Origin of the sequence: Streptomyces sp. AN091965 (genome assembly GCF_022698285.1) — a bacterium.
Lineage (GTDB): Bacteria > Actinomycetota > Actinomycetes > Streptomycetales > Streptomycetaceae > Streptomyces.
On sequence record NZ_JALDMY010000001.1, the window covers coordinates 9,547,718 to 9,574,710 of the forward strand.

Sequence of the window (26,993 nt, forward strand, 5' to 3'; positions counted from 1 at the left end):
CATCGGAGGAGCGCCCATGCGCGTACTGCTGGTCAACATGCCCTGGTCGCCCATCGACCTTCCGTCGCTCGCCCTGGGCATCCTCAAACGGAGCGTGGACGAGCGCGTCCCCGGCGCCACCGCCGAGGTGCTGCACGCCAATCTCGCCTTCACCGACTGGATCACCGAGCGCACCGAGTTCACCGGTGACGACTACGAGTACTACGCCCTCTCCTCGTACTTCATGGGCTGCGGCGACTGGGTCTTCTCCTCCGCCCTGTACGACGACCCGCAGTGGCGCGACGAGGAGTTCACCGCCACCATGACCGGCAAGCTCAAGGCCGCGCGGATGAAGATGACGCGCGAACTGCACCGCGTCGTCCCCGAGTTCGTCGAGATGATCGCCCAGCAGATCGTGGCGAAGGAGCCCGACGTCGTCGGCTTCACCTCCACCTTCCAGCAGAACACCGCCGCGCTCGCCGCCGCCCGCCGGGTCAAGGAACTCGCCCCGCACGTCGTGACCGTCATGGGCGGCGCCAACTGCGACGGCGAGCAGGGCGCCGCCGTGCACCGCAACTTCGCCTTCGTCGACTACGTCGTCCGCGGCGAGGGCGAGGGCGCCTTCCCGCAGCTGCTCACCGCCCTCAAGGAGAAGGCCGCGGTCGACGACGTGCCGGGCCTGTGCCGCCGCGACGCGTCGGGCACGAGCATCGCCAACCCGATGGCCACCCGGCCGCTGCCGCCCGCGGCCATCCTGCCGCCCGACTACAGCGGCTACTTCGAGCGCCTCGCCGCCTCGGTGGCCCGCAACTGGGTGGAGCCCAAACTCGTCGTCGAGGGGGCCCGCGGCTGCTGGTGGGGCGAGAAGCACCACTGCACCTTCTGCGGGCTCAACGGCTCGTTCATGGAGTTCCGTTCCAAGAGCCCGGACACCTTCTACGAAGAGATCATGGAGCTGGCCCGCCGCCACCGGGTCCTCGACATGTACGTCGTCGACAACATCCTCGACATGCGCTATCTGACCTCCGTCCTGCCCCGCATCATCGACAGCGGCTACGACCTGCGCCTGCACATCGAGATCAAGGCCAACATGAAGCGCAGCCAGCTGCGCACCCTCGCCGACGCCGGACTCATCTACGTCCAGCCGGGCATCGAGAGCCTCAACAGCCGCGTCCTCGACCTGATGGACAAGGGCGTCAGCGGCTGCCAGAACGTCCGGATGCTCCGCGACGGCGCCGAGACCGGCCTGTCCGTCGCCTGGAACTACCTGCACGGCTTCCCCGGCGAGAGCGCCGAGGACTACGACCCGGTCGTCGCGCAGATCCCCGCCCTGGAACACCTCGACCCGCCGGTCGACCTCTCCGCCCGCATCGCCATCGAGCGCTTCAGCCCCTACTTCGAGCGGCCCGAACTCGGCTTCACCGGACTGCGTCCCGAGGCGCACTACCGCTTCACCTACGACCTGCCCGAAGAAGAGCTGTACGGCATGGCGTACGTCTTCGAGGCCCCGGCCCGCGGCATCGGCGAGGAGACCGTGGGCGCCCTCAACGCGGCCCTCGGCGACTGGAAGAAGCACCACACGGACGCCCGCCTCACCCACGACGACCACGGCGACCGCATCGTCCTGGTCAGCCGCAGGCGCACCTTCGCCTGGCGCGCCATGGAGCTGAGCGATCCCCTGGAACTGGCCGTCTTCCGCCTCCTCGACCAGCCGCACACCCTCCAGGCCCTCACCCGCAAGGCCGCCGCCCGCGTGCCCCGAGCCGGCGTCGACGAGGAGCGGCTGCAGCGGCTGCTCGACTCCTGGCTCGCCCTCGGCATCGTCTTCGCGGACGCGGGACAGTACGTCCACATCGCCCCGGCCGCGGTCAACGAGGACCTGCTGCGCCTCGACTTCATGCGGCACGTCCACGCGGAGGACGGCGCGGCCGCGTCCGAAGCCGTCCCCGAGCCGGCCTGACCCGCCCGAACGACCGACCAGGAGGAGCCCGATGACCGCCACCCTCACCTCGCCCACGCTCCTGGCCTGGCGCGACTACGACCCGGACGCGTGTGCGCTGCCCGGCATGTTCCTGGGCGAGGTGCCGCTGCCGGGCCCGGCCCGCGGCGAGGCGGCGCGCCTGTGGGAGCTGGGCGCGCGCCGGGTGCGCCTGCCCGCCCCCGTCGACCTGACCGCCGCCACCGACCCGGCAGCCGCCCTGCACCGGCTCAGCCTCGTCCGGGACCTGACCGCGCGCGCCGTCATGGTGGAGTGGGAGCTGCTCCTCGACCCGGACGCGGGGGACAGCTGGCGAGTGCTCAGCCACCTCCAGCCGCCCGCGGCCCTGCACGGCCCCACCGACGCCGAGGCGTCCCTCCGCACCTGGCGGCGCGGCCACTACCTGTGCAAATGCCTGTGGCGCAAGGGGCCCGGCTTCATCCAGATCCGCGACCGGCGCTGGGGCGAGCTGCGCCGCTTCACCGCCGACGAGCCCGAGTACGCGACGGCCATCGACCTCCTCGACCACGGCGCGCCCGCCGACAGCGTCCCGCAGGAGGCCCTGGACGACTTCCGGGGCGAGAAGCTCGTCCTGGACGTCGGCCCGTACGCCTGGTGGATCCCCTACCGCGTGAGCCGCTGGCTGCAGCAGTCGATCGCGATCTGAACGAGGGCGGGTGAGGGGCCGCGCCGCAATATTCGGTCGACGGCCCCGAGCCCGCGGTGCGAACATCGCCGCAGCAGCCCACGAGATCAAGGAGACGGCGATGCGCGGAACGTCCATGTCCCAGACGAAAGGAACAGTCATCAACCTGAAGGACATGACGCTCTGTGCGCACCACGCACCGCACGCTGAACCTGGGGATCCTGGCGCATGTTGACGCCGGCAAGACGAGCCTGACCGAGCGGCTCCTGTACGAGGCCGGGGTGATCGACGCCATCGGCAGCGTCGACGCGGGCAGCACCCACACCGACTCCCTCGACCTGGAGCGCCGCCGCGGCATCACCATCAAGTCGGCGGTGGTGAACTTCCGCCTTGGCGGCGGCGGTTCGGCCGTCTCGGTGAACCTCATCGACACACCCGGCCACCCCGACTTCATCGCCGAGGTGGAGCGGGTCCTCGGCGTCCTCGACGGCGCCGTGCTCGTCGTCTCCGCCGTGGAGGGCGTACAGCCGCAGACGCGCGTCCTGATGCGGACGCTGAAGCGGCTCGGCATCCCCACCCTGATCTTCATCAACAAGGCCGACCGGCGCGGCGCCGACGACACGCGCGTCCGGCGCGAGGCCGAGCGCAGGCTCGGCGTGCCCACCCTCGCGATGGGGCGGGTCACCGCGGGCCTCGGCACGCCCACGGCCCGCGTCACGGCCTTCACCGAGGACGACGGCCCCTTCGCCCGCGGACTCCTCGACGTCCTGACCGCCCAGGACGACGCCCTGCTCGCCGCGTACGTGACGGACGAGGCCTCCGTCCCGTACGAGCGCCTGCACGACGCCCTCGTGACACAGACCCGCAAGGGCCGGGTGCATCCGGTGTACGTCGGCTCGGCGATCACCGGCGCGGGCATCCAGGAACTCGTCCGGGGCATCGAGGAACTGCTGCCCGCCGAGCATGCTGACGCCGAAGGGCCGCTGTCGGGGCGGGTGTTCAAGGTGGAGCGCGGCGCGGGTGGCGAGAAGGTCGCGTACGCCCGGCTGTTCTCCGGGCGGCTCGCGGCCCGCGAGCGCGTCGCGGTCGGCGCCGCCACGGCCAAGGTCACGGACCTGGCCGTCTTCGACCGGGGCGTGCTGGAGCGCCGCGCCTCGGCGGGCGCAGGGGAGATCGCCACGCTGCGCGGGCTCGCGGCGGTCCGCATCGGGGACGTCATCGGCACGCCGCCGGTCGGTCGCCCCTACGACCACGTCTTCGCGCCGCCCTCCCTCGAAACCGTCGTGGTGCCCGCCGACCCGGCCGACCTGGGCGCGCTGCACCTCGCCCTGACCCGGCTCGCCGAACAGGACCCGCTGATCGGACTGCGCCAGGACCGGGGCGGGCAGGAGCTGTCCGTCTCCCTCTACGGCGAGGTGCAGAAGGAGGTCCTCGCGGCGAGCCTGGCCGAACAGCACCTGGCGGTCGGCTTCCGGCGGACGACGCCGATCTGCGTCGAGCGCGTCACCGGCACGGGCGCGGCCCACGAGGCCCTCGGCGAGGAGGGCAATCCCTACCGGGCGACGGTGGGGCTGCGGGTGGAGCCGGGGTCGGCCGGTGGCGGTGTCACCTTCCGTCTCGGGGTCGAACTGGGTTCGCTGCCCCTCGCCTACATGCGGGCCGTGGAGGAGACCGTCCACGCCACGCTGGAGCAGGGGGTGTACGGCTGGCGGGTGCCCGACTGCGCGGTCACGATGACCCACTCGGGCTTCTGCAGCATCACGAGCACGGCGGGCGCGTTCCGCGGGCTGACGCCGCTGGTCCTGATGGCGGCGCTGCGCCGGGCCGGGACGGTCGTGCACGAGCCGATGCACCGCTTCGTCCTGGAGGTGCCGCAGGACGCGTTCGCGCCGGTGGCGCTCGCCCTGGCCCGCCATCGCGCCCTGCCGGGAACGCCGACGGCACGCGGTGACGCGTTCGTCGTCGAGGGCCACCTGCCCGCCGACAGCGTGCACGGCCTGGAGCGGGAGCTGCCCGAACTCACCGGCGGCGAGGGCGTCCTGGAGACGTCCTTCGGCCACTACCGCGCGGCGACCAGCCCGCGGTCCAGGCCCAGGACCGACCACAACCCGCTGCACCGGGAGGAGTACTTGCTGCACGCGCACCGGCGGATGTGAGCGACGCCGGGAGCCCCACCCGCCGAAGACGGGTGGGGCTCCCGGGCCACGGAGCTGTCAGGCGGCGACCAGGCCGGTCTTGTGGGCTCCCGCGTTGCTGAAGCGGAGCCAGAACTCGACGCCGTCCTTGAAGTCGGTGCCGAGGATCTTCCAGCTGCCGCCAGGCACGTTGACCTCGCGCTTGCAGACCACCTGTTCCGGGTCGTGGTTCTTCAGGTAGCACAGCTTGAGCACCGTGCCGTTGCTCGGCTTGACCTGGATGTCCGCGCACCGGGTGGTGGTGCGGTAGTACGCCGCGCCGGGCGGGGCGTCGATCTCCCCGGGGACCTTGTCGTACTTCCAGGCGCCGCCGAGGCAGGAGGCGGCAGGTGCCCGGTGCTCCGGCGTCGCGACGGCCGCCGGGGTGATGAGGCCCGCGCCCAGCGCGATGAGGCCGGTGACGAGCGCGAGGCGCTTCTTGGTTCGCATGATGTCCCCTCGGTGTTCTGCCGATCTGGCACACACAGGCCCCAGTGGGTCTGTGTGCGGCAGTCCACCGCCCGCGGAATTGTCCGGCAGCCCCCTCACGTCCTGCCGGACAAAAGCGGTGGGGCCAAGGGGGAGGCTCTGCTTACGCTTCGCCGTTCCTGCGGCCGGTCAGGGAGCCGAAGTCCAGCATGGCGTCGGCTTCGCGCTGGGTCTCCTCGGCGGTGCGGGCGGCGATGGCGACCACGTCACCCCGTTCGGCTATCAGCAGGTCGTAGATGGGCGCGGTGGTCTCTGGAGCATGCACGTCTTGTGGTCCGTTTCTACTGGTCGTCGCGGCCATCACCCTACTGGGCGCCTCCGGCGGCGGGAGGCGGAGGGGGTGACCCGTTCGGCCTGGTCAGGGGGTGGCGTGCAGGAGCACCAGCGATCCGTCGTAGGTCGGGCGGCCGTGCAGCCGGCCGAAGGCTTCGTCCCACGCGCCCGACGTTGAGGACGCTGCGCGCGTCGCCGAGGGCTTGGGCGATGACCCGGGCGATGCGCTCGTCGGGGCGGCGGAAGGTGGCGCGGCCGGGGCCGGAGGTGCCATGGCTTCAGGCCGCAGTGACGGGGTGTCGCTGCGGCCTGTCCTCGGGGGAGGAGATCAAGGAGGGTCAGGAGGTGGTGAATGCGGCGGCGCGGTCGGCGGCCCAGGTGGTGAAGGGGCGGGCGGGGTGGCCGGTGAGGTGCTCGACCGTGTCCGTGAGGTGCGCGGGCTTGCCGTCCTGGGACGCCCACCAGTTCAGCAGGGCGTCGGCGTACACGGCGGGGATGTAGTCGGCCGTCTCCCGCTTCCACTCCTCGCGCGTGGCGTGGCGGACCGGGATCGGACGGCCGATGACGGCGGCGAGCTGCTCGATCTGCTCGGTGAAGGTGAGGGACGCGGGGCCGGTGAGGGTGAACAGGCCGCCGCGGTGGCGGGGGTCGGTCAGCGCGGCGTGCGCGGCCTCGGCGACGTCGTACTCGTGGATGGGGTCGTGGTGGGCGTGGGGGTAGGGCAGGCTGACGGGCTTGCCGGACTTGATGGACCAGGCCCAGCCGCCCGCGTTGGCGGCGAAGGAGCCGGGCCGCAGGATCGTGGTGGTGATCGGCGAGGCCAGCAGGGCCTGTTCGACGTCGAGGTGGGACTTGGCGAGCGGGTCGCCCGCGGGGTCGGGGCCGAGGACGCTGGCGGAGGAGAGCAGGACGACGTGGGTGACGCCCGCGCGGTGGGCCAGGTCGGCGAAGTCGGTGACGTGGTCGGCGGTGGCGTAGAGGAAGACGGTGGTGACGCCCTCCAGGGCGGCGGGGAAGGTGACCGGGTCGGTGAGGTCCAGGCGGACCGTCTCCACTCCGGCGGGCGGGGCGAGGTCCTCGGGGCGGGCGGAGCCGACGCGGACGGGCAGGCCGTCGCGGTGGAGCAGGGTGGTCAGGTGGGTGGCGACCGCGCCGCGGCCCCCGGTGATCAGGAACATGGTTCTGCTTTCTTCGTACGGGTTCGTGTGCTGGGTCGGGAGTGTGCGGGGTGGGCGGTGCGCGGCAGCGAGTAGCCGAGGCCCACCTGGAGGAACGGGGGGACGGTGTAGAGCAGTCCGGCGACGACCGGGAGCACGCCAAGGGCGGAGGCGTAGGAGGCGCCGGGCCACTGGGCCAGGGACAGCCCGCTGCCGAGTGAGGCGGTGATGGTGGGGGCGGCGAGCTGGGTGATGGTGGCGTTGATCAGGTCGAGCACCTCGGCCGCCAGGATCACGGCGAGGACCGCCCAGCGCCGGGCCGGGGGCAGGACCCCGGCCGGGACGGGCGGGCGGCGGTGGTCATCAGGAGTTTCCAGGGGTTTTCGGAGTTCTCGGGGGAGATTTCGCTGGCTTTCGGCAGACAAGGCGAACGAGGTTCGTCGCGAACAGCGTTCGCCCCGAACGTAGGTAACGAACGGCGTTCGTGTCAAACGGTGTTCGTTTCGGGCTAGGGTTTGCCCATGAGCACGCAGCCCGTCAGCCGCCGCGCGCGGCCCGCCAAGGCCCCCCTCAGCCGCGACGTCATCGTGCGCACGGGCCTGAAGATCCTCGACCGCGACGGCCTGGAGGCGCTGACCATGCGCCGCGTCGCCAAGGAGCTCGACACCGGCCCCGCCTCGCTCTACGTCTACGTCGCCCACCGCGACGACCTCATGGCCGCCATGCTCGACGAAGCCCTCGGGCAGGTCCGCCCGACCGGGGAAGGCACCTGGCGGGAACGGCTGCGGGCGCTGATCTCCGCGGCCGTCGAGGCGATGAGCCGCCACGAGGGCCTGGCCGCCGTCGCCCTCGGCGCCATCCCCACCGGCGACAACGCCCTGCTGGTCCTCGACCGCATGCTCGCCCTCCTGAAGGACGGCGGCCTCGACGACGACGCCGCCGCCTGGGCCGTCGACCTCCTCTGGCTCCACACCGCCGCGGCCGCCACCGAGCAGAGCGCGTACACCACCAAGGGCTCCGACGAGGAGTCCACCATCGCCGCGGCCGACCGCCGCTACGCCGCCCTGCCCGCCGACCGGTACCCGATGATCACCTCGCTGAGGCAGGCCCTGTTCTCGCCCGGCGACCGCGACACCTGGGCCCTGGAGGTCCTGATCAACGGCATCCTGCACACCCCCACCCGCTGAACCGCCGACCGCGACCTGACGACCGTCGATCCGGGCCCGTGAGAGTACGGGGGCAGGCCGTGCTCCCGACCGCGACGAGGCGGGGGAGTACCCCCGTTGCGACGGGAGCACCGGGATGCGGCGGGGACACACCGGGATGCGGCCCGGCAGCACGGGGATGCGAAGATCGGGCGCGTGAACAGTGATCCCACCGTGCTCGACAATCCCGTCGCCGAGTCGCTGCTCGGCACGCACGCGCATCTGGCCCGACGGCTCGGGCAGGCCGCCACGTACCTGCCGGAGGTCACGACCTTCTGCGCGCTGCCCACCGAGCCCGACCCGGAGGACTGGGCCGACCTGGCCCGGCTGCTCGGCAGCGACGGCTTCGCCGACATGTTCAGCAACGCGGCGCCCGCGCCCGCGGACTGGGAGCCGGTCTTCGTCCTGGAGGGGCGGCAGATGGTCTGGCCCGGCGGGCGCCCGCCCGGTGACCCGGCTCCCGCGACCGACGTCGTGATAGCGGAGCTGGGGCCGGACGACGTGCCGGACATGCTCGACCTCGTCAAGCGGACCGAACCGGGGCCGTTCTGGACCCGCACCGCCGAACTCGGCACCTACCTGGGGGTCCGTGTGGACGGAGTCCTGGTGGCGATGGCGGGCGAGCGGCTGCGGCCCCCGGGCTGGACCGAGATCAGCGCCGTGTGCACGGCTCCCGAGGCCCGCGGCCAGGGCCACGCGGCCCGCGTGGTGCGCGCGTTGGTCACCCACATCCTGGCCCGCGGCGACCAGCCGTTCCTGCACGTGGCGGAGGCGAACTCCGGCGCGATCGCCCTGTACGAGCGGCTCGGCTTCGAGACCCGCAGGCCCGTGACCTTCCAGGGCTTCCGCACCCCGTGACCCGGGGCCCGGGCGCGGCCCGTCGGCGCGCCGCCCCGTGGCGCCGTGCGTAGCCCCGCCCCGTAGGGGCACCCGCCGTGCACGTGACATCGCGTCACGGTGGCGCGAGACGGCAGGGGGGCGCATGCGGGACACGCGGGAGACACGGGGCGAGGCCGCAGAGGCACCGCCGTGGTGGGACGTCGCCTTCGACGCGCACGGCGACGCCGTGGACGAGCGGCAGGGAGACCGGGTGGCGGACGCGGCCCGCGAGGCCGACGTGCGCCACCTGGTCGTGCTCGCGCACACCGCCCACCACGAGCCCGAGCTCACCGGGCGGATCGACGCGCGCTGCCGCGCCCTGTTCGCACGGGCCGACGTCACGGACGGCGTGGGACTCGTGGGCGTGCGCTGGCCCAGCATGTGCTTCGCGCGGCCGGAGGACGGCCGCGCGGGGCGGCTCACCGACACCGACGTCACCGGGCTGCACCGCGTCTTCCCCGACGGCGGGGACACCCTCACCAAGCTCCTCGGGCTCCTCGACGAACGGCCCTTGAGGAACGGCGCCCTGGACGACGTGGGCATCGCCCTGCGCCGCCTCGTCGAACAGCCCCTGGACACCCCGCTGCACGCCTACGGCACCGACCTGGGCGCGAGCGTCCTGCCGCAGACCGACCCGGCCATGCTCATCGACAGCCCCACCCAGGTGTGCGAGGGCTTCGCCGAGGCGCTCGACGCGGCCCGTCAGGAGACCGAGCGGGTGGAGAACCGCAGCCTGGAGCGGTTCGAAGAAGCGCACACCGGCTCCGGCGCGCCCGACGTCTCCGAACACGGCACGCTCACCGAGTCCGGCACGGCCGGGCCGCGCCCTGCCGACGACCCCACCGAGCGCCTGTCCCGGCCCGAGTCCCTCGCGCCGAGCGAGCGCCCCCTGCGCGACCCGTACGCCGGACGCACGCTCGACCGGGTGTGGGACGGCGCCCACCAACTGCTGTGCCAGGTCACGTCGTACGCGATGCGCAGGCACGCCGGGTTCATCGGCGAGCACGCCCTCGCCCCGCTCCTGCGGACCCTCGGCGAGGGCCTGCCCGACACCCGGATCCACCTCGTCGGCCACGGTTCGGGCGCGCGTCTGGTGGCCTACGCCGTGCGGGGCCTCGGCCCGGACGAGCGGGTCGCCTCGCTGTGCCTGTTCCAGGCGGCCCTGTCGCACTTCGCGTTCGCCGAGCACCTGCCCCGACTGAGCGGCGGGGGAGCGCTTGCCGGCCTGGACGGACGCGTCACGGGACCCGTCGTGTGCTGCTACTCGCACCACGACCTGGAACTCGGCCTGTTCTTCCCGCTCGCCTGCCGCAGGATCGGCGACGGAGCCCTCCTCTCCGGCGCCGGCCGGACCTGGGGCGCACTCGGCTACGACGGGATCCAGGGCATCGACGGCAGCCCCGCGCTCACCCTCGCCGACGCGCTCACCGAGGGCGCGCTGCCGTCCTCGGGGTACGTCGGCGTCGACGCGTCCGAACGGATCCGCGCGGGCGGCCCGCCCCGGGGCGCGCACGACGACGTGTTCCACCAGGACCTCGTACGACTGGTCGGCGTGGCGGGCGGTATGGCCTAGCCGTTGGTGTAGACGTACCGCTGCCCCAGCGGCCAGCCCGCGCTGCGTCCGGCGTCCGTCACCAAGAGGTGCTGGTACTGCGGGACGGTGACCAGGTTCTGCGTCAGCGAGGGGCACAGCACCGCGCACCCGGCGGCGGTTTGCGTTCCCAGGCGCAGGCCGTTGCCGTCGAAGAAGACGTATTCCACGTCGTCCGCGGCCTGCGTGGTGTCGACGTGCACCGTGGCCGGAACCGGCGACGGCAGCCGGAACAGCACCCCGCCCACTCCGGCGGCACGCAGCTGCCGGGCGGCGATGCCCAGGGTGCTCCACCGCGGCTGCGGCGCGTCCACGTCGAGCAGGGCGATGCGCAGCGAGCCGAGACCGGGCCCCTGCAACACGGCCCGGGGCGCGCGGTCGAGGCGCGCGGCGGCGCCGGAGCCGTCCCCGGCGTCGTCCGCTGTGGACGACGGCGTAGGCGTACGGCTGGGAGTGGGCTCGTCGGGCGACGGGGACGCGGACGGCGACGAGCTGTCCGAGGGGGACGGCGACGTCGAGGGCGACGACGGTGACACGGGCGGCGGCGACACGATGAGGGTGCCGTTGACGCACTGGACGTTGTGGCCGTTGCAGGCGAGGTTGTTGCCGTTCTCGTTGCTCTGGCCCTGCGCGTCCCCTCGGTCGCCGCCGCAGCCGCTGAGGGGGACGAGCAGGCAGAGCAGCAGCACCGCCGAGGCGGTGCGGCGCGGTGCTCCCGTCATCCGCCGGAACTCCCTTGGGACGCGGGCCGGTTCGTGGCCGAGGTGCTCGATGTCGCTCCCGGGCCGCAGGCGACGTTCTGGCCGATGCACGCCTGGTTGTTGCCGTTCTCGTTGGTCTGGACGATCGTCCCCGGACCGCGCTGTTCGCCGCCGCCGTCCTGCCCCCGCACCGTGATGAACGCCGCCGCGATCATGCCGACCGCGCCGATCACCGCCGCGATCAGGCCCACCGCGCCCCTGCCCCCCATTGCGCCCCCTCGACCGGCGTGGACCGCGCGAGTGCCGGTGCGCCGGGAGGCCAGCGTAGGCGCGACGCCACGGTCGAAGGAGGCAGTGGCGACCGGGCTACGCCAGACGGCCCGGGCGTCGCGCCTGCGGCCGGGCGGGCCGGTCTACGCGTGGACCGGCGCGGGCGAAGACCCTCGACGCCCACGGTGCTCGCCGAGTTCAGCCGAGCGACCGTGTCACTCAACACAATCAAGCGACATGGTCAGATGACAAAGTCGTGTGTATCTTAATGATCAAGCGACTGCCGGTGCGGAACGAAAGGCCCCCTCATGACGCACGTGTCCACCCCCGACCTCACCTCCACGGCGACGGCCCAGGCGATCCCGGAGCGTCCCGCGCTCCCCCTGACCGGCCACGCCCTCGACATCCCGAGCGGAGCCGACGGCCTCGTCCATCTGATGAAGGAGGTCAAGGAGTTCGGCCCGGTGTTCCGCATCCGCGCCTTCGGCTCCGAGACCGTGATGGTCGGCGGCCTGGACCTGGTGGCCGAGCTGGCGGACGAGTCCCGGTTCCGCAAGAACGTGCACGGCGACCTCGTCGAGATCAGGCAGATCGCCGGGGACGGCCTCTTCACGGCCTTCCACCACGAGGCCAACTGGCAGAAGGCGCACGACATTTTGATGCCCGCCTTCTCCCTCGGGGCCATGCGCGGCTACCACGCGACGATGCTGGACGTCGCCCGGTCGCTGATCGCCAAGTGGGACCGGGCGGTCGGCGAGGGTCCGGTGGACGTGCCCGAGGACATGACCCGGCTGACCTTCGACACCATCGGACTCTGCGGATTCGGCTACGACTTCGAGTCGTTCCGGCGCGACGACGCGCATCCCTTCGTCGACGCGATGAGCAGGGCGCTCGCCCACACCCAGACCAAGGGCGAGTCGATCCCGGGCACGGAGGTGTTCCGCTGGCGGCAGACCGAGCAGTTCCGCAAGGACGCCGCGCTGATGACGGAGCTCGTCGACGAGGTGATCCGGCAGCGCAGGGTATCGGGGGACACCAGCACCGACGACCTCCTGGGCCGCATGCTCCACACCCGTGACGCGCGGACCGGCGAGCCCCTGGACGACGTGAACATCCGCAACCAGGTGATCACGTTCCTCATCGCCGGACACGAGACCACCAGCGGGGCCCTGTCGTTCGCCCTCTACTACCTGACCAAGCACCCCGAAGTCCTGGCCCGCGCGCAGGCGGAGGTGGACGCCCTGTGGGGCGACACGGACGCGCCCGCGCCCGAGTACGGCGACATCGGCAAGCTCGGCTACGTCCGCCAGGTGCTCAACGAGAGCCTGCGGCTGTGGCCGACCGCGCCCGCCTTCGCCATGGAGCCGATCGAGGACACCGTCATCGGCGGCACGTACGCCGTGCGCAAGGGCGAGACCCTGATGGTGCTCACCCCGGCCCTGCACCGCGACCCCGCCTGGGGCGAGAACGTCGACCTCTTCGACCCCGACCGGTTCACGCCCGAGCGCGAGGCGGCACGCCCGGTCCACCTCTTCAAGCCGTTCGGCAGCGGGGAACGCGCCTGCATCGGCCGCCAGTTCGCCCTGCACGAGGCCACCCTGCTCCTCGGCCTCCTGGTCCACCGCTACCGGCTGCTCGACCACAGCGACTACCAGCTGGAGATCAAGCAGACCCTCACCCTCAAGCCCGACGCGTTCACTCTCCGGCTCGCCCGGCGCACCAGCGACGAGCGGCGCCTGCCCACCGCCGCGAGCAGCGCGCCCGTGGGCGAGGACCGGCCCGAGGCCCGCCGCGCCACCGCGACCGCGCTGACCCTGCTGCACGGCTCCAACTTGGGCACCTGCGCCGGGCTCGCCCACGACCTGGCCGCCGACGGCGACGACCACGGCTTCACCACCGCGGTCGCCCCCCTCAACGACCGCGCGGGCAGGCTCAGCCCCGCCGACGGCCCCGTGGTGATCGTCGCCGCCTCCTACAACGGCCGCCCCACCGACGACGCCGCCGAGTTCGTCACCTGGCTGGAGGGCCTGGAGCCCGGCGCCCTCGACGGCCTGCGGTTCGCCGTCCTCGGCGTCGGCGACCGCAACTGGGCCGCCACCTACCAGCACGTACCGACCCTCATCGAGGAGTGGCTCACCGCCGCCGGTGCCACCCCGCTCCTGGAGCGCGGTGCCGCGGACGCCTCAGGGGACTTCGCCGGCACCGTGGACCGCTGGAGCGCCGACCTGTGGACGGCCCTGCTCGACCGGTACGGCGCCGCCGACGGCGAGGCGGCGCGCCCCGAGCCCGACGCCGCAGAGCCGCAGGGCCTGTACGAGCTTCAGGACGCCACCGCGTGCGTCACCGGTGGACTCGCCGCCCGGCACGGCGTCCAGCCCATGGACGTACTCGACGCGTACGAACTCGTCGACATGGAGCACGAGCTGGGCCGCTCCAAGCGGTATCTGAAGCTGCGGCTGCCCGAGGGCGTCACCTACCGCACCGGCGACCACCTGGCCGTCCTGCCGCGCAACCCCGACGCCCTCGTCCAGCGGGTCACCGCCCGCTTCGGCCTCGACCCGGAGCGCACCGTGCGGCTGAGCGCCCGCCGCCGCGCCCGCAATACCCTGCCCGTCGACCGGCCGCTGACCCTGCGCCGACTGCTCACCGACTTCGTGGAGCTCCAGACCCCGGCCACGCCCGAGCAGATCGCCGTCCTCGCCGAGCACACCGCCTGCCCGCCCGAGCGCCGCCCCCTGGCCGAACTCGCCGGACTCGACGCCGACGCCTTCCGCGAGCGGGTCACCGTGACCGGGCTCAGCGTCCTGGACCTGCTGGAGCGCTACCGCGCCTGCGAGGTGCCCTTCGAGCGCTTCCTGGAACTCCTTCCGGTGCTGCGCCCGCGCCACTACTCCATCTCGTCCTCCGCGCAGGCCGCCCCCGGCGAGATCGACCTGATGGTGTCGCTGCTCGCCGCGCCCCACCGCGCGGGCGAGGGCACCTTCCACGGCGTCGGCTCGCACTACGTCCAGACCGTGCGGGCCGGGGACACCGTCCAGGCCAGGGTGCTCCCGTGCGGCGAGTCCTTCCGGCTCCCCGAGGACGACGCGGTCCCGGTCATCCTGGTCAGCGCGGGCACCGGCCTCGCACCCTTCCGCGGGGCCGTTCTCGACCGCCTGCACACCGGGTCCACCGGCACGCTCCTGTGCTACTTCGGCTGCGACCACCCCGAGGTCGACTACCTGCACCGTGAGGAGTTCGAGACGGCCGAGACGGCCGGAGCCGTCAGCATGCGGCCCGTCTTCTCCCAGGCCCCCGAGGACGGCGCCCGCTATGTCCAGGACCGCATCGCCAGGGAGAGCGCCGAGGTCTGGGACGTGCTGAGGGCGGGCGGCCGGGTCCACGTCTGCGGCGACGGCCGCCGGATGGCCCCCGCCGTGCGGGAGGCGTTCATGGCCGTCCACCGCGAGCACACCGGCGCGTCCGACGCCGAGGCCGCCGCCTGGCTCACCGAGCTCACCGAGTCCGGCCGCTACGTCGAGGACGTCTGGACGGGCTGAACCCGCCGCTGGACGGGCTGAACCCGCCGCTGGACGGGCTGAACCCGCCGCTGGACGGGCTGAACCCGCCGCTGAACCGGCTGAACCCGCCGCCCGTCCCCGCCGCCCCACCTGCCGCACCCGCCCCGTCCGGTGGTCACGGCCGCCCACCCGGCGCGCCCGTGACCACCGGGGGCCGGACCCACCCCTTCCGCACCTCCTACCGATGGGAACCCCATGGCAGTCGCACCCCCGACCACCCGCCGAGTACCCCCGGCCGACCGCGCCCCGCGGGGGCGTCGATGAAGGCGCGCGGGACGGCCGCCCTGACCCTCGGCGTCGCCGTCGCACTGATCGCCGGAGCCACCCTGGGCAACGGCGGGGCGAACCTGATGCCCCTCTTCGTCGACGACTTCTCCTCGCGGTTCGCGCTCGGGGACTCCGGCGCGGGACTCGTCGGCGCCACCCAGCTCATGGCCACCGCCGTCGTCACCCTGCGCCTCGCCGCGCGGGCCGCGCGGCCCGGCCGCGTCCGCATGGCCCGCACCGGTCTCGCCGTCGGCCTCGCGGGCTTCGTCGGGGCGACCGCGGCGAGCGACTTGCCGACCCTGATCCTCGCGAACCTCGTCATCGGCGGCGGGCTCGGCGCGGTCTACGCCGCGGCCACGGCGGCGATCGCCGCCACCGACGACGCCGACAAGGCCTCCGCGGGCACCATCGTGGGCACGGTGGCCGTGACCGCCCTGCTGATCATGGCGGTGCCCGCGGCCAACCACAGCGTGGGGGAGGGCACCGGCTTCCTGGTCATGGCGCTGTGCTGTCTGCTCGCCTGGCCCCTGGTGGGCGGCCTTCCCGACGGGCCGGCCACGAGCGGGACGTCCGAGGCCGGGGCGGCCACGGCGGCGACCGCACCGGCCGCCCCGCCGCACGACGCGGCCACCCCGTCGTGGGTCCTGCTGGGCGGGATCGCGCTGCTGTGGGCCGTCACCCAGGGGGCCTGGGCGTACGCCTCGGTCTTCGGCCGCGAACACACCGGAATGTCGGCCTCCGCCGTGTCCGTCGTCCTCGCCGTCTCCGGCGTCGTGGCCCTCGTCGGCGCCGTGCTCGGCCCCGTCGCCGCCCGCCGCTTCGGCCGTACGCGGTCCCTGGCGGCCTTCATCACGGCGCAGGCCCTGTCGATGGCCGCCCTGGTGCTCACCCACGACCCGGTGCTCTTCGTCGTCGCGGCCGTCCTGTGGCAGGCCTGCCAACTGGCCGTGCTGGTCCAGACCCTCGCGGCCGCGGCGCTCCTCGACCCGAGCGGACGCCTGGTGGCCTCCCTCAGCGGAGCGAGCGCGCTGGGCACCGGCATCGGGCCGCTGGCCGTCGGCGCCGTTCTCGACACGGCGGGCGCCGGGGTGCTCGGCGTCGTCCTGGCCCTCGGCACCTTCGTCGCGTCCCTGCCGCCGCTGCGGATGACGGTCGCCAGCGCCACGGCCGACCGCGCACAGCAGCCGGAGCCGGAGCCCGAGGCCGCCCCTGCGGTCAAGACCGGCTGAACACCCGTCACATCTCAGGCCGGGCAGGCCCCCACGGACCGTCGGACAGACGGCGCGCGCTCTTCTCGGGGCTCGCGCGGGACCGTACGATCCAGTAGCCGCCCCGCGCACGCCCGCCGCACACGCTCGCCCCGCCCGGCGTTCGCGTACGCCGAGCACAGCGCACACCGGGTGCGGCGCACGTCGCGCACAGCGCACGCCCCGTTCCTGGCCCGTCCTCGCACACGCTCCGCGATCGCTTCCTCGTCGACCCCAGCCAGAGGTGACCCGTGGACAGCCAACCCCCTCTCTTCCGCCTCGACGCGAGCGCCGGTGACCTGCACGGCGAGAACCGCAGGCTCCGCGCGATCGGCCCCGCCGTGCGTGTGCGACTCCCCGGTGGACTGCCCGCCTGGGTCCTGACCCGCCACCAACTCCTCCAGGAAGTCCTGGCGGACCCTCGTACGGGAAAGGACCCGGCGCACTGGTCCGCGTTGCGGGCGGGAGAGGTGCCGGAGGGCTGGCCGCTGATCGGCATGGTCACCAACCGCGGCATGACCACCGCCGACGGAGAGGACCACCGCCGACTGCGCGACCTCGTCACGCAGGCCTTCACCGCGCGGCGCGTCACCGCGATGCGGCCCCGCGTCGAGGCGATCACCCGGAACCTCCTCGACGCCCTCGCCGAGGGCGGCACCGATCCCGTGGACCTGCGCCGCCACTTCGCCTACCCGCTGCCCATGGCGGTGATCGGCGACCTCCTCGGCGTGCCCGACGAGCGCTTCGACGCCTTCCGGACCCTCTCCGCGAGCCTGACCAGCAGCGTCACCCCGCCCGAAGAGACCCTCACCACCCAACAACGCCTGCACGCACTCCTCGCCGACCTCGTCGCCGACCGGCGGAAGCGGCCGAAGGAGGACCTGACCAGCCATCTGATCGCCGCGCGCGACGCCGGTGACCGGCTCTCGGAGCCGGAGTTGATCGGCACCCTGACCCTGGTCCTCGTCGCGGGCCACGGCACCACCCTCAACCTGATCACCAACGCGACGGCGGCGCTGCTCACCCACCCCGAGCAGCGCGCCGCCGTCACCACCGGACAACGGCCGTGGGACGCCGTGGTGGAGGAGACCCTGCGGTGGGACCCGCCTGTCGCGCACTTCCCGCTGCGCTACGCCCTCGACGACATCCCCGTCGGGGACGTGGTGATCCGGCGCGGCGAGGCCATCCTGGCCTCGTACGCGGCCGCGGGCCGGGACCCCGACCGATTCGGCCCCGACGCCGCCGAGTTCGACGTCACTCGCCCACGGCCGAAGCACCTGTCCTTCGGCCACGGCCCGCACTACTGCCTCGGCGCGGGCCTGGCCCGTCTGGAGGCGGGCATCGCGCTGCCGGGCCTGTTCGGGCGGTTCCCGGACATGGATCTCGCCGTGCCGCGCGCGGAGTTGGTGCCGCTGCCGTCCTTCGTCAGCAACAGCGTCCAGGACCTGCCGGTCACCTTGTACGGAGGCTTGCGCGGACCCGAAGCCGGACCCCGGGGCAGCCGGATGGAATGATGACGGCGACAAGGCGACGGCGGTCCGAGGAAGCCGGTGAGAATCCGGCGCGGTCCCGCCACTGTGATCGGCGAGTGCGCCCCGACCGGCCATTGCCCCCCAGGGGGTGGAAGGCCGGGACGAGCAGCGACCCGAGAGCCAGGAGACTCACGCGGTCGCCTCCTCCACGGAACGCCGGGGCGGATCTCCCCGGAGAGAGGCAGGACGCGGCATGCCCGCAAGACAGGCCCGGAAGTCGTCCGGCACCGCAGGAAGTCACGACACGGCCACCGGCCCGGCCCCCTGCCGGGTCGTCGTCTGCCGGGACTGCTGCTGCGGCAGTCCGAAGGTGACCGGCGTCGACCACGCCGCGCAGACCGCGCGCCTGCGGGCCGAGGCACCCGTACGCGTCTCCGCCTGCCTGGACGTGTGCGAACAGGCCAACGTCATCGTGGTCCAGCCCTCCGCCGAGGGCCGGGCGGCCGGAGCCCGGCCGGTGTGGCTCGGCCTGGTCAACGACGCGGACGCGACCGAGGACATCGTCGCCTGGGTCCGCGCCGGGGGCCCGGGCGTCGCTCCGCGGCCGGAGATCCTCGACCTGTACGCCTTCACCCCGCCGCGACGCCGCGCGGTGTCCTGAACGGCCGCGCTGGGGCCGCGCACGCCCGCGTCAGGGCAGCGGGCGCGCCTCGGCCGCCGTCACTTCCGCCCCGGCGCCCACCCCGTGCAGGACGTGGGCCAGCACCTCCGCCCCGCGGACCACGCGCGGCCCCGGCCGGTTGAAGTACGCGGGCCCGTCCAGGACCCGGACGCGCCCCGACCGGACGGCGGGCAGCTCGGACCAGCCGGGCAGCCGGGTGAGCAGGTCTGTCTCGCGCAGCGTCCGCTCGGGCGGGAAGCCGCAGGGCAGCAAGAGCAGTACGTCGGGCCGGGCGGCGCGCACCGCGTCCCACGTCATGGGCCCGGTGTGCTCGCCGGGCCCGGCGAGGAGCGGCTCGCCCCCGGCGGCGGCGATCTGCTCGGGCACCCAGTGCCCGGCGGGCCACAGCGGATCCAGCCACTCGATCGCGACCACCCGGGGCCGCGCACGCCCCGCGGTCAGCGCGCGCACCCGGTCGAGGCGGGCCCGCAGCTCTTCCCGGCGCGACGCGGCGCGCTCCCGCACCCCGAGCACGGAGCCGACCGTGACCAGACAGTCCAGCACGTCGTCGAGGGTGCGCGGCTCCAGGCTCAGGACGCGGGTGTCCGCGTCCAGGAGCCGCACGGTGCGGCTGACCCGCTCGTAGGACACCGCGCAGACGTCGCACAGGTCCTGGGTGAGGACCACATCGGGGCGCAGGGCCGCCAGCGCCTCGGTGTCGAGGGAGTACAGCGAGGACCCGGAGTGCGCCGACCCGCCCACCGCGTCGGAGATCTCACGGCTGCTCAAGGCGGACTGGTCCAGATCGGCACCGGTCACCACGGGCACGGCCGCCACCTCCCGGGGCGGCCAGTCGCACTCGTGGGTGCGCCCGACGAGCCCCTCCATCAGGCCGAGTTCGGCGACGATGTCGGTGGCGGCGGGGAGCAGGGACACGATGCGCATACGCCGACCCTACGGCGTGCGCCGCCGCCCGCGCCCGCCGCCGGTGTGTCCGAGCCGACGCCTCCCGACGCTGGTGCTCACCGTTCCCGGAGCCGATACTTCGCCCGGCAGAGCGCCCCGACGACGGAGGAGAACCGATGACGTTGAAGGTGAGCCGGAGTCCGCGCGGCGTCTTGCGCGGGCCGGGCCGCGGCATCGTGTCGATGGCCCTGCTGGCCGCGGCCGCGAGTGTGCTCGCACCCGCCCCCGCGTCCGCGGCACCGGCCTGTGCCACCCCGGGGCGGGGAGCCCCGGTCCAGGTGGCGCGCATCCCCGACTGGGTCGAGTCGATCGTCGTGGACCAGCAGGGGCGGATGTTCGCCACCGCCTACTTCACCGGCCGCGTCTACCGGATCGACGCACCGGGCCGCACCCCCGTACCCCTCACCGGCGACGTGGGTGCCAACGGCGGGATCGTCGTGCGCGAGGACGGCCGCCTCCTCGTCGGCACCGGCAACGACCTCGTGCACTCGCTCACCGGCGACGTGCTGCCCACCTCCAAGCTCCTTCTGGTGGACCCGGACACCGGTGAGGTCACCACGTACGCCGCCGGGCTCGGCGGCATCGACGGCGTCGCGCTCGCGGCCGACGGCACCGTGTACACCACGACCTTGGGCGGGCGGAACATCGGCCGCGTCTCGCCGGACGGCAGGGTGGACCCGGCCTGGGCCCGGGTGCCCCAGTCCAACGGCATCGCGGTGTCCCCGGACGGGTCGCAGGTGTACGTCATCCAGACCACCGTGGCCCCCGGCCTCTACCGCATCGCGGCCGACGACCCGGCCCACCCGAGGCGTTGGGTCTCGGTGGACCCGTCCGACGTCCTCGCCCTGCCCGACGGGCTCACCCTCGACAGCAAGGGGCGGCCACTGATCACCACGCACGCCGCGGGCCAGATCTGGCGCGTGGAGGACGGCCGCCTGTGCGCCGTGGCGTCGGGCCTGCACCTCTCCACCCAGGTCACCTACGGCCAGGGCGACCGCGGCTTCTCGGCGGGCAGGCTCTACCGGGCGGGCGTCGACGGAAAGATCTACGAAGTGCCCGCGGGCGCCGACCCGTCGTAGGCCACCCGCCGTCCGCACGGAACACGACGCGGCCGGGTGAGCCGTGTCTCACCTGCCCTGCGCCGCTTGTCTATGCAACGAGTTGCATAGAAGGATTCGGGCATGGCGCTTGAGCACGCGATCCTCGTCTCCCTGCTGGAGCAGCCGGGCTCCGGCTATGAGCTGGCCCGGCGGTTCGACCGGTCCATCGGCTACTTCTGGACCGCCACCCACCAGCAGATCTACCGCGTCCTCAAGCGCATGGAGAGCGACGCCTGGATCGAGGCCCGCGCGGTGGCGCAGCAGGACCGGCCCGACAAGAAGGAGTACTCCGTCGCGGCCCTCGGCCGCGCCGCGCTCTCGGGCTGGCTGCACGAGCCGATCGAGCCCGAGAGCGTCCGGCACGAGCTCGCCGTGAAGATCCGCGGCGCTGCCTTCGACGACCCGGCCGCGCTGATCCGCGAGGTGCGGCGGTACCGCGAGGCCCACGCCGACCGGCTCGCGCACTACCGCGCGGGGGAGCGGCGCGACTTCACCGGGCCCGAGGCACCCGCGGTGCTCGACGACGGGCAGGAGCTCCAGCACGTCGTGCTGCGCGGCGGCATCGCGTACGAACAGATGACGCTCACCTGGCTCGACGACGTGATCGCCACCCTCGAACGGCTCGGCGCCCGGCGCTGACGCACCCACAGCTCTCCCGCCCCCTTCCCCGACCTCCCCGACCCCCGAGCCGGAAAGGCGACTGGCCATGGCCGACGCGCTGCTGTTCAACCCCCACACCTATGACCCGACCCACTTCGACCCCGAGACCCGCAGGCTGCTGCGCGCGACCGTCGACTGGTTCGAGGCGCGCGGCAAGCGCCGGCTGATCGAGGACTACCGCTCCCGCGCCTGGCTCGCGGACTTCCTGGAGTTCTCCGCCAAGGAGGGCCTGTTCGCGACCTTCCTCACCCCGGCGTCCGCCGCCGGTGAGGGCGAGGGCGACAAGCGCTGGGACACCGCCCGGATCGCCGCCCTCAACGAGATCTTCGGCTTCTACGGGCTCGACTACTGGTACGCGTGGCAGGTCACCATCCTCGGCCTCGGCCCGGTCTGGCAGAGCGACAACGCCGCCGCCCGCGCCCGCGCGGCCGAACTCCTCGCCCAGGGCGAGGTGTTCGCCTTCGGCCTGTCCGAGAAGTCCCACGGCGCCGACATCTACTCCACCGACATGCTCCTGGAGCCCGACGGGAACGGCGGCTTCCGCGCCAGCGGCTCCAAGTACTACATCGGCAACGGCAACGCCGCGGGCCTCGTCTCCGTCTTCGGCCGCCGCACCGACATGGAGGGCCCGGAGGCGTACGTCTTCTTCGCCGCCGACAGCCGCCACGCGGCGTACCACCTGGTGAAGAACGTCGTGGACTCCTCGAAGTACGTCAGCGAGTTCCGGCTCGACGACTACCCGGTCAGGGCCGAGGACGTCCTGCACACCGGCCGTGCCGCCTTCGACGCCGCGCTCAACACCGTCAACGTCGGCAAGTTCAACCTCTGCACCGGCGCGATCGGCATCTGCGAGCACGCGATGTACGAGGCCGTCACGCACGCCCAGAACCGCATCCTGTACGGCCGTCCGGTCACCGCCTTCCCGCACGTGCGCCGCGAGCTGACCGACGCCTACGTCCGCCTCGTGGGGATGAAGCTGTTCAGCGACCGCGCCGTGGACTACTTCCGCTCGGCCGGGCCCGACGACCGCCGCTACCTCCTCTTCAACCCGATGACGAAGATGAAGGTGACCACGGAGGGCGAGAAGGTCATCGACCTGATGTGGGACGTCATCGCGGCCAAGGGCTTCGAGAAGGACACCTACTTCGCCCAGGCCGCCACCGAGATCCGGGGCCTGCCGAAGCTGGAGGGCACGGTCCACGTCAACCTGGCCCTGATCCTGAAGTTCATGGGCAACCACCTGCTGAACCCGGCCGAGTACGCGCCCGTGCCGACCCGCCTGGACGCGGCCGACGACGCCTTCCTCTTCCAGCAGGGGCCGGCCCGGGGCCTCGGCGCCATCCGCTTCCACGACTGGCGCACCGCCTACGACGCGTACGCCGAGGTGCCCAACGTCGCCCGCTTCCGCGAACAGGCCGACGCGCTCTGCGAGTTCGTCACCACGGCCGCCCCGGACGAGGAGCAGAGCCGCGACCTCGATCTGCTCCTCGCCGTCGGCCAGCTCTTCGCGCTGGTCGTGCACGGCCAGCTCATCCTGGAGCAGGCGCGCCTGACGGGCCTGGAGCAGGACGTGCTCGACGAGCTCTTCGCCGTCCTCGTACGGGACTTCTCCGGCTACGCCGTCGAGCTGCACGGCAAGGACTCCGCCACCGAGCGGCAGCAGGGCTGGGCCCTCGGCGCGGTCCGCCGCCCGGTCGTGGACGAGGCCCGCTCGGCCCGCGTCTGGGCCCGCGTCGAGGCGCTGGCCGGGACGTACGAGATGGCGCCGTAGCCTCCGCGGACCGCGTGAGGGCGGGGCCGCCGTGGTGACACGGCGGCCCCGGCCGTCACAGGGTGAGCAGCGTCCGGCGGGCGACCCCGGTGTCCTGGAGCGGTTTCAGGGCCAGGCGCACCAGGGCCAGCGCGTTGTCGTCACCCGCGACACGGTTGGCGCTGAGCTCGCCGCACGTCAGGCACTCGTGGATGAGCATCCACTCGCCGTCCGGGCGCGCGGTCATGGTCAGCGCCGCCATGCGGCCGCGGCAGGGCGATGCGCGGTCGCCGGGCACGCGGTGGTCGACGTGCAGGCTGGCCAGGCAGTGCGGGCAGTGGTTGCGGTGCCCGGTGCCCGGCGCGTCCAGGGACACGTCGAGCCGGCAGCCGACGCACCGGAAGTCGTGGGCGCGGTGGCCGCCCCGACCGTGCAGGACGTCCTTGTGCCGTTGCGGGCGGCGGCGCGCCGATGACGGCTCGCGGGTGTGGTTGCGGCGCGGCATGGTGGTGTCCTCCCCCTCGGCCCGGCTCACAGAGTGCCGAACGCTTCGAGCGGGAAGGGCGGTTGGGCGAGCGGCCGCACCGCCATGCGCATCAGGATGAGCTGGTTGTCGTCCGTGCGGACGGGGCTCGACGTGAGCTCGTCGCAGCGCACGCAGCGGTGGATGACCCGCCAGTCGCCGGTCCGCAGGACGGCGATGGCTATCGGGGTCATCCGCCCCCGGCACCCGCTCGGGCCGCCCTCGACGTGGTCGACGACGTGCTGCGAGTGCAGGCACGACGGGCAGTGGTCGCGCGGGACGCCGTCGGCGGTGGCGGACACGGTGAGGCCGCACCAGGCACAGGTGAACGTGCCGATCCTGAGGGTGTTGCGGGCGTCGCTCTGACGAGCTCCGGTGGTGTGGGACACCCGGGGTACTCCTTGCTGAGGGAAGGGAAACGACAGCAAGAGCAGGCCGAGCGGCTTCGGCGAAAGGAAGGCACCGAGGACCGGTGTCCGGCCGCCGCGCGGACGTGGCGGCGGCGCAGCGGACGGTCAGACGGTGCGGCGAGGCGCGCTCGGCGCGACCCGGGGCATCAAGACACCCCTCTCTACGGACACGCGGCCCGGTCGGCGATCAACAGTGCGAACGTCAGGCTAGCGACGGCGTGGTGGCGTGCGCCAACGAATATCGGGCCGCGCGGACGCGGATCGGCGGACCGGACGGGGCGGTGCTTCAGGCGATGGGGTCGATGATGACGTCCTCGACGCTGAAGGCGCACTTGGATTCGCTCTTGGAGTCCTTGGTGCCGCCTTCGGCGTTGTTCTGCCACGTGCCGTAGTAGGTGAAGCCCAGCTTGCACTTGACCTTCGCCCGCCAGGTGACGTTCATGGTGCCGGTACAGCTCAGTCCGCCGTTCTTGTTCATGTCCGACGTGGCGAGGCAGTCCAGGTCGCCGTAGCGGAACCGCTGGCCCGGCTCGACGGCCGAAGCGGTGGGCGCCATGAGGACCATGGCCGCGGTGAGCGCAGTGCCGACGGCGGCGAGCCTGCGGATGGAGAGTTTCATACCGTTTCCTCCCTGTTCTGACAGCCTCTAGAGCGTGCTGCCGGGAGGATCCCGAGCAATAGGGGGCAGTGCCGGGGCGGACCGGGAAACGTTCCCGGTTCAGGCGGGAAGGGGGGCGGCGGAGGGGGCGGCGCTGAAGGTGAGGCGCTGTGTCACCCGCGGCCCTGCCGGCAGTCCGCGCACAGGCCCCACCAGATGATCTCCGCCTCGTCGACCGCGAAGCCGCGGTCGTCCCCGGGCTCCAGGCAGGGGGCGTGGCCGACGCTGCAGTCGACGTCCTCGATGCGGCCGCAGGACCGGCAGACCAGATGGTGGTGGTTGTCCCCGACGCGGAGTTCGTAGCGGGTGGGGGAGCCCGCCGGTTCGATGCAGCGGATCAGGGCCGCCCGCGCGAGGTCGTCGAGGACGTTGTACAGACCCTGCCGGGACAGGCCCCCGGAGGTGGGCGCCCCGCCGCCGGTGACGCCGATGCGGCTCTCCAGCTCCGCCGCCGTGGAGTGTGGGTGGCCGTGCAGGGCGGTCAGTACGGCGCGACGCTGTGCCGTGCTGCGCAGCCCCTTGGACCTGAGCAGGTCGGCCGCTCGCTGCTCCATGACGATGCACCCCCAGTTCCGTCCCGGAAGTCTAACGGGATCACCCCGGGCACCCCGGGCGGGATCCGATCCTAGAATTGACTCTGTCCAAAATAGCGGGCTACTGTCTCGTACGGCAACGGACCGCCGAGCGCCCCCGCGGACCGGCGTGCGACCGCCGCTGCCGTACGCGACCCCCACCCCTCTTCCGACGCGCCGCCCCGCCGGTTCCCGGGACAGCCCTGCCCCGAACCGGGAGGCCGTCGGCGCGCGACCCCGACGGAGACCCCCATGAAGTGCTACGACTGCGCCCTCGACAACAGGAGCGACACCGCGGGCATCGGCATCTGCAGCCGCTGCCACCTGGTCGTCTGTGCCGACCACGGCCACGTCACGCCGCTCGTCCTCCACCAGGCCGGCGGCATGGGCAAGGCGACGCGGGACCTGCCGGGCCGCCGCGTCGTCTGCCACACGTGCTACGCGGCGGAGCGGTCCGCCTGACCGGTCCTGACTAACCGTCACCTCCAGACCTGCCGGGCGGTCCGCCCCCTCACCCCCGAGGAAGTGCGTCGTGAACTCTCCCGCCGAGCCCGGAGCCACCACGTCCTCCGGATCCGACTCCTCAACCGCTACCGGAACCGCGCCGCCCGCCCGCCGCCTGCTCCCGTATGCCCTGGCCGTGCTCGTGATCAGTCTGAACATGCGGCCCGTCATCGTGGCCGTCCCGGCCCTCCTGGACGACATCCGGCACGCCACAGGGCTGTCCAACGGCGCCGCGGGCGTCCTGTCCACACTGCCGCTGATCTGCTTCGGCGTCTTCGCCCCGCTCGCGCCCCGCCTCGCCCGGCGCCACGGGATGGAGCGCATCCTCGTCGCCGTACTCCTGCTCCTCCTGGCCGGGGCCGCCGTGCGCCTCGTGCCCGCGCTGCCCCCGCTGTTCGCCGGGACCTTCCTGATCGGCGCGGCCGTGGCCGTGGCCAACGTCGTCGTGACGGCACTGATCAAACGCGACTTCCACCGCCACGTGGGCCTGATGTCCGGCCTGCACTCGGCGATGCTCGTCGGCGGCGGCGCCGTGGCGGCCGCCGCGACCGTACCGCTGCGCGACGGACTCGGCCTCGGCTGGTCCGGCGGGCTCGCCCTGTGGGGGATCCTCGCGCTCGTCGCGGTGCTGGTGTGGGCGCCGCGCCTGCGCCGTGGTCCCGCGCGGCGCCCCCAAGCCGCCCCGGGAGCGGGCGGATCGCTGTGGCGCGACCGGCTCGCCTGGGCCGTGGCCCTGTTCTACGCGTTCCAGTCCCTCATCTACTACACGGCCACCACCTGGCTGCCCTCCTTCTACATCTCTCACGGCTCCTCCGAGGGACGCGCCGGAGTGCTGCTCGCCGTCTGCATGGGCTTCGCGATGCTCACGTCCCTGCTGGTGCCCGTGGCCGCGCAGCGTTCCCGGCGGCAGAGCCACCTGGCCGTGCTCGGCAGCGTGCTGTGCGCCGTGGCGCTGATCGGGCTGACCGTCGCGCCGACCGGCGCCGCCACCTTGTGGGCCGCGCTGCTCGGGCTCGGCCTCGGGGCCGTGTTGAGCCTGGGCATCGCCTATATGTCGATGCGGGCCCGCACCACCGAGGAAGCCGGGCTGCTCTCCGCGATGTCGCAGTGCGTGGGCTATCTGGTGGCCGCCGTCGGGCCCACGCTCTTCGGCGTCGTGCGTGACCGGAGCGGGCACTGGACCGCGGGCCTGGTCGGCCTGGTCGTCATCGCCGTACCGATGGCCGTCACCGGTGCGTTCGCCGGGCGCGGCGGACAGGTGAACCCGCGCTGAACACGGGAACGGGCCCGCACCCCGGGAA

Annotated in this window: 26 protein-coding genes and 1 riboswitch; of the genes, 15 read left to right on the forward strand and 11 right to left on the reverse strand. The window is 73.2% G+C overall.

The genetic code is table 11. The features are described 5' to 3' along the window. The first annotated feature begins 16 nt into the window (after positions 1-16). The 3 genes from MQV74_RS39430 (at position 17) to MQV74_RS39440 (ending at position 4,759) form a co-directional block, all read left to right on the forward strand. A complete protein-coding gene (locus MQV74_RS39430; RefSeq protein ID WP_242728305.1) occupies positions 17-1,939 on the forward strand; it encodes a RiPP maturation radical SAM C-methyltransferase in 1,923 nt (640 codons plus the stop codon). A 31-nt stretch (positions 1,940-1,970) separates the two neighbouring features. After that, positions 1,971-2,624 carry a DUF5825 family protein gene (locus MQV74_RS39435; RefSeq protein ID WP_242728306.1) on the forward strand — a complete coding sequence of 218 codons (654 nt, stop codon included), beginning with the start codon at positions 1,971-1,973 and terminating at the stop codon, positions 2,622-2,624. 164 nt (positions 2,625-2,788) lie between these two features. Beyond that, positions 2,789-4,759, forward strand: coding sequence for an elongation factor G (locus tag MQV74_RS39440; protein WP_242728307.1), 1,971 nt, complete (start codon positions 2,789-2,791; stop codon positions 4,757-4,759). Positions 4,760-4,816: 57 nt separating this feature from the next. Here the strand turns inward: MQV74_RS39440 and MQV74_RS39445 are convergent, their stop codons facing one another. From MQV74_RS39445 to MQV74_RS39460, 4 genes are all read right to left on the reverse strand, one after another. Beyond that, a complete protein-coding gene (locus MQV74_RS39445; protein ID WP_242728308.1) occupies positions 4,817-5,227 on the reverse strand; it encodes a hypothetical protein in 411 nt (136 codons plus the stop codon). Between the two features lie 142 nt (positions 5,228-5,369). Further along, on the reverse strand, positions 5,370-5,531 hold the full coding sequence (locus tag MQV74_RS39450) for a hypothetical protein (RefSeq protein ID WP_242728310.1): 162 nt from the start codon (positions 5,529-5,531) through the stop codon (positions 5,370-5,372). A 346-nt stretch (positions 5,532-5,877) separates the two neighbouring features. Further along, positions 5,878-6,717, reverse strand: coding sequence for an SDR family oxidoreductase (locus MQV74_RS39455; protein ID WP_242728311.1), 840 nt, complete (start codon positions 6,715-6,717; stop codon positions 5,878-5,880). Then, the gene (locus MQV74_RS39460) at positions 6,708-6,992 is read right to left on the reverse strand and encodes a hypothetical protein (RefSeq protein WP_242728312.1); all 285 of its coding nucleotides are present in this window, start codon (positions 6,990-6,992) and stop codon (positions 6,708-6,710) included. The genes MQV74_RS39455 and MQV74_RS39460 overlap by 10 nt, the downstream gene beginning before the upstream one ends. Before the next feature lie 225 nt (positions 6,993-7,217). On the opposite strand from MQV74_RS39460, the gene MQV74_RS39465 reads away from it, so the two are divergent. From MQV74_RS39465 to MQV74_RS39475, 3 genes are all read left to right on the forward strand, one after another. Next, positions 7,218-7,883 carry a TetR/AcrR family transcriptional regulator gene (locus MQV74_RS39465; RefSeq protein ID WP_242728313.1) on the forward strand — a complete coding sequence of 222 codons (666 nt, stop codon included), beginning with the start codon at positions 7,218-7,220 and terminating at the stop codon, positions 7,881-7,883. Between the two features lie 174 nt (positions 7,884-8,057). Continuing rightward, a complete protein-coding gene (locus MQV74_RS39470; RefSeq protein WP_242728315.1) occupies positions 8,058-8,759 on the forward strand; it encodes a GNAT family N-acetyltransferase in 702 nt (233 codons plus the stop codon). A gap of 124 nt (positions 8,760-8,883) precedes the next feature. After that, the gene (locus MQV74_RS39475; protein ID WP_242728316.1) at positions 8,884-10,353 is read left to right on the forward strand and encodes a hypothetical protein; all 1,470 of its coding nucleotides are present in this window, start codon (positions 8,884-8,886) and stop codon (positions 10,351-10,353) included. On the opposite strand, the gene MQV74_RS39480 is transcribed toward MQV74_RS39475, so the two are convergent. Both MQV74_RS39480 and MQV74_RS39485 read right to left on the reverse strand, forming a co-directional pair. Further along, positions 10,350-11,093 carry a hypothetical protein gene (locus tag MQV74_RS39480; protein WP_242728317.1) on the reverse strand — a complete coding sequence of 248 codons (744 nt, stop codon included), beginning with the start codon at positions 11,091-11,093 and terminating at the stop codon, positions 10,350-10,352. The genes MQV74_RS39475 and MQV74_RS39480 overlap by 4 nt on opposite strands. After that, positions 11,090-11,341 carry a hypothetical protein gene (locus MQV74_RS39485; RefSeq protein ID WP_242728319.1) on the reverse strand — a complete coding sequence of 84 codons (252 nt, stop codon included), beginning with the start codon at positions 11,339-11,341 and terminating at the stop codon, positions 11,090-11,092. The genes MQV74_RS39480 and MQV74_RS39485 overlap by 4 nt, the downstream gene beginning before the upstream one ends. A gap of 309 nt (positions 11,342-11,650) precedes the next feature. Here MQV74_RS39485 and MQV74_RS39490 point away from each other — a divergent pair, with 309 nt between their 5' ends. The 4 genes from MQV74_RS39490 (at position 11,651) to MQV74_RS39505 (ending at position 18,549) form a co-directional block, all read left to right on the forward strand. Further along, on the forward strand, positions 11,651-14,881 hold the full coding sequence (locus MQV74_RS39490) for a bifunctional cytochrome P450/NADPH--P450 reductase (protein WP_242728321.1): 3,231 nt from the start codon (positions 11,651-11,653) through the stop codon (positions 14,879-14,881). A 281-nt stretch (positions 14,882-15,162) separates the two neighbouring features. Further along, positions 15,163-16,398, forward strand: coding sequence for an MFS transporter (locus MQV74_RS39495; RefSeq protein ID WP_242728322.1), 1,236 nt, complete (start codon positions 15,163-15,165; stop codon positions 16,396-16,398). 269 nt (positions 16,399-16,667) lie between these two features. Then, positions 16,668-17,930: a cytochrome P450 family protein gene (locus MQV74_RS39500; RefSeq protein ID WP_242728323.1), complete on the forward strand. Its 1,263-nt coding sequence runs from the start codon at positions 16,668-16,670 to the stop codon at positions 17,928-17,930. Positions 17,931-17,957: 27 nt separating this feature from the next. Then, positions 17,958-18,078: riboswitch (cobalamin riboswitch) on the forward strand. Between the two features lie 63 nt (positions 18,079-18,141). Further along, positions 18,142-18,549 (forward strand): (2Fe-2S) ferredoxin domain-containing protein, encoded by a 408-nt coding sequence (locus MQV74_RS39505; protein ID WP_242728327.1) that lies wholly within the window; start codon positions 18,142-18,144, stop codon positions 18,547-18,549. A gap of 30 nt (positions 18,550-18,579) precedes the next feature. Here MQV74_RS39505 and MQV74_RS39510 read toward each other — a convergent pair whose 3' ends face one another. After that, entirely contained in the window at positions 18,580-19,494 is a 915-nt protein-coding gene (locus MQV74_RS39510; RefSeq protein WP_242728328.1) for a cobalamin-binding protein, read from the reverse strand. 137 nt (positions 19,495-19,631) lie between these two features. Here MQV74_RS39510 and MQV74_RS39515 point away from each other — a divergent pair, with 137 nt between their 5' ends. The 3 genes from MQV74_RS39515 (at position 19,632) to MQV74_RS39525 (ending at position 23,046) form a co-directional block, all read left to right on the forward strand. Further along, a complete protein-coding gene (locus MQV74_RS39515; protein WP_242728330.1) occupies positions 19,632-20,594 on the forward strand; it encodes an SMP-30/gluconolactonase/LRE family protein in 963 nt (320 codons plus the stop codon). Between the two features lie 102 nt (positions 20,595-20,696). Then, the gene (locus tag MQV74_RS39520; protein ID WP_138965352.1) at positions 20,697-21,254 is read left to right on the forward strand and encodes a PadR family transcriptional regulator; all 558 of its coding nucleotides are present in this window, start codon (positions 20,697-20,699) and stop codon (positions 21,252-21,254) included. 67 nt (positions 21,255-21,321) lie between these two features. After that, positions 21,322-23,046 (forward strand): acyl-CoA dehydrogenase family protein, encoded by a 1,725-nt coding sequence (locus MQV74_RS39525; protein ID WP_242728332.1) that lies wholly within the window; start codon positions 21,322-21,324, stop codon positions 23,044-23,046. A gap of 55 nt (positions 23,047-23,101) precedes the next feature. Here the strand turns inward: MQV74_RS39525 and MQV74_RS39530 are convergent, their stop codons facing one another. The 4 genes from MQV74_RS39530 to MQV74_RS39545 form a co-directional block, all read right to left on the reverse strand. Next, positions 23,102-23,530 (reverse strand): RNHCP domain-containing protein, encoded by a 429-nt coding sequence (locus MQV74_RS39530; protein ID WP_242728333.1) that lies wholly within the window; start codon positions 23,528-23,530, stop codon positions 23,102-23,104. Positions 23,531-23,556: 26 nt separating this feature from the next. Next, the gene (locus MQV74_RS39535) at positions 23,557-23,937 is read right to left on the reverse strand and encodes an RNHCP domain-containing protein (RefSeq protein WP_242728334.1); all 381 of its coding nucleotides are present in this window, start codon (positions 23,935-23,937) and stop codon (positions 23,557-23,559) included. 307 nt (positions 23,938-24,244) lie between these two features. Then, the gene (locus tag MQV74_RS39540; protein WP_242728335.1) at positions 24,245-24,577 is read right to left on the reverse strand and encodes a hypothetical protein; all 333 of its coding nucleotides are present in this window, start codon (positions 24,575-24,577) and stop codon (positions 24,245-24,247) included. Between the two features lie 152 nt (positions 24,578-24,729). Further along, entirely contained in the window at positions 24,730-25,170 is a 441-nt protein-coding gene (locus tag MQV74_RS39545) for a Fur family transcriptional regulator (RefSeq protein WP_242728336.1), read from the reverse strand. 270 nt (positions 25,171-25,440) lie between these two features. Here MQV74_RS39545 and MQV74_RS39550 point away from each other — a divergent pair, with 270 nt between their 5' ends. After that, a complete protein-coding gene (locus MQV74_RS39550) occupies positions 25,441-25,650 on the forward strand; it encodes a DUF2180 family protein (protein ID WP_242728337.1) in 210 nt (69 codons plus the stop codon). A gap of 70 nt (positions 25,651-25,720) precedes the next feature. After that, positions 25,721-26,965, forward strand: a complete 1,245-nt coding sequence (locus MQV74_RS39555; RefSeq protein ID WP_242728338.1) for an MFS transporter — start codon at positions 25,721-25,723, stop codon at positions 26,963-26,965. The last annotated feature ends 28 nt before the right edge of the window (positions 26,966-26,993 follow it).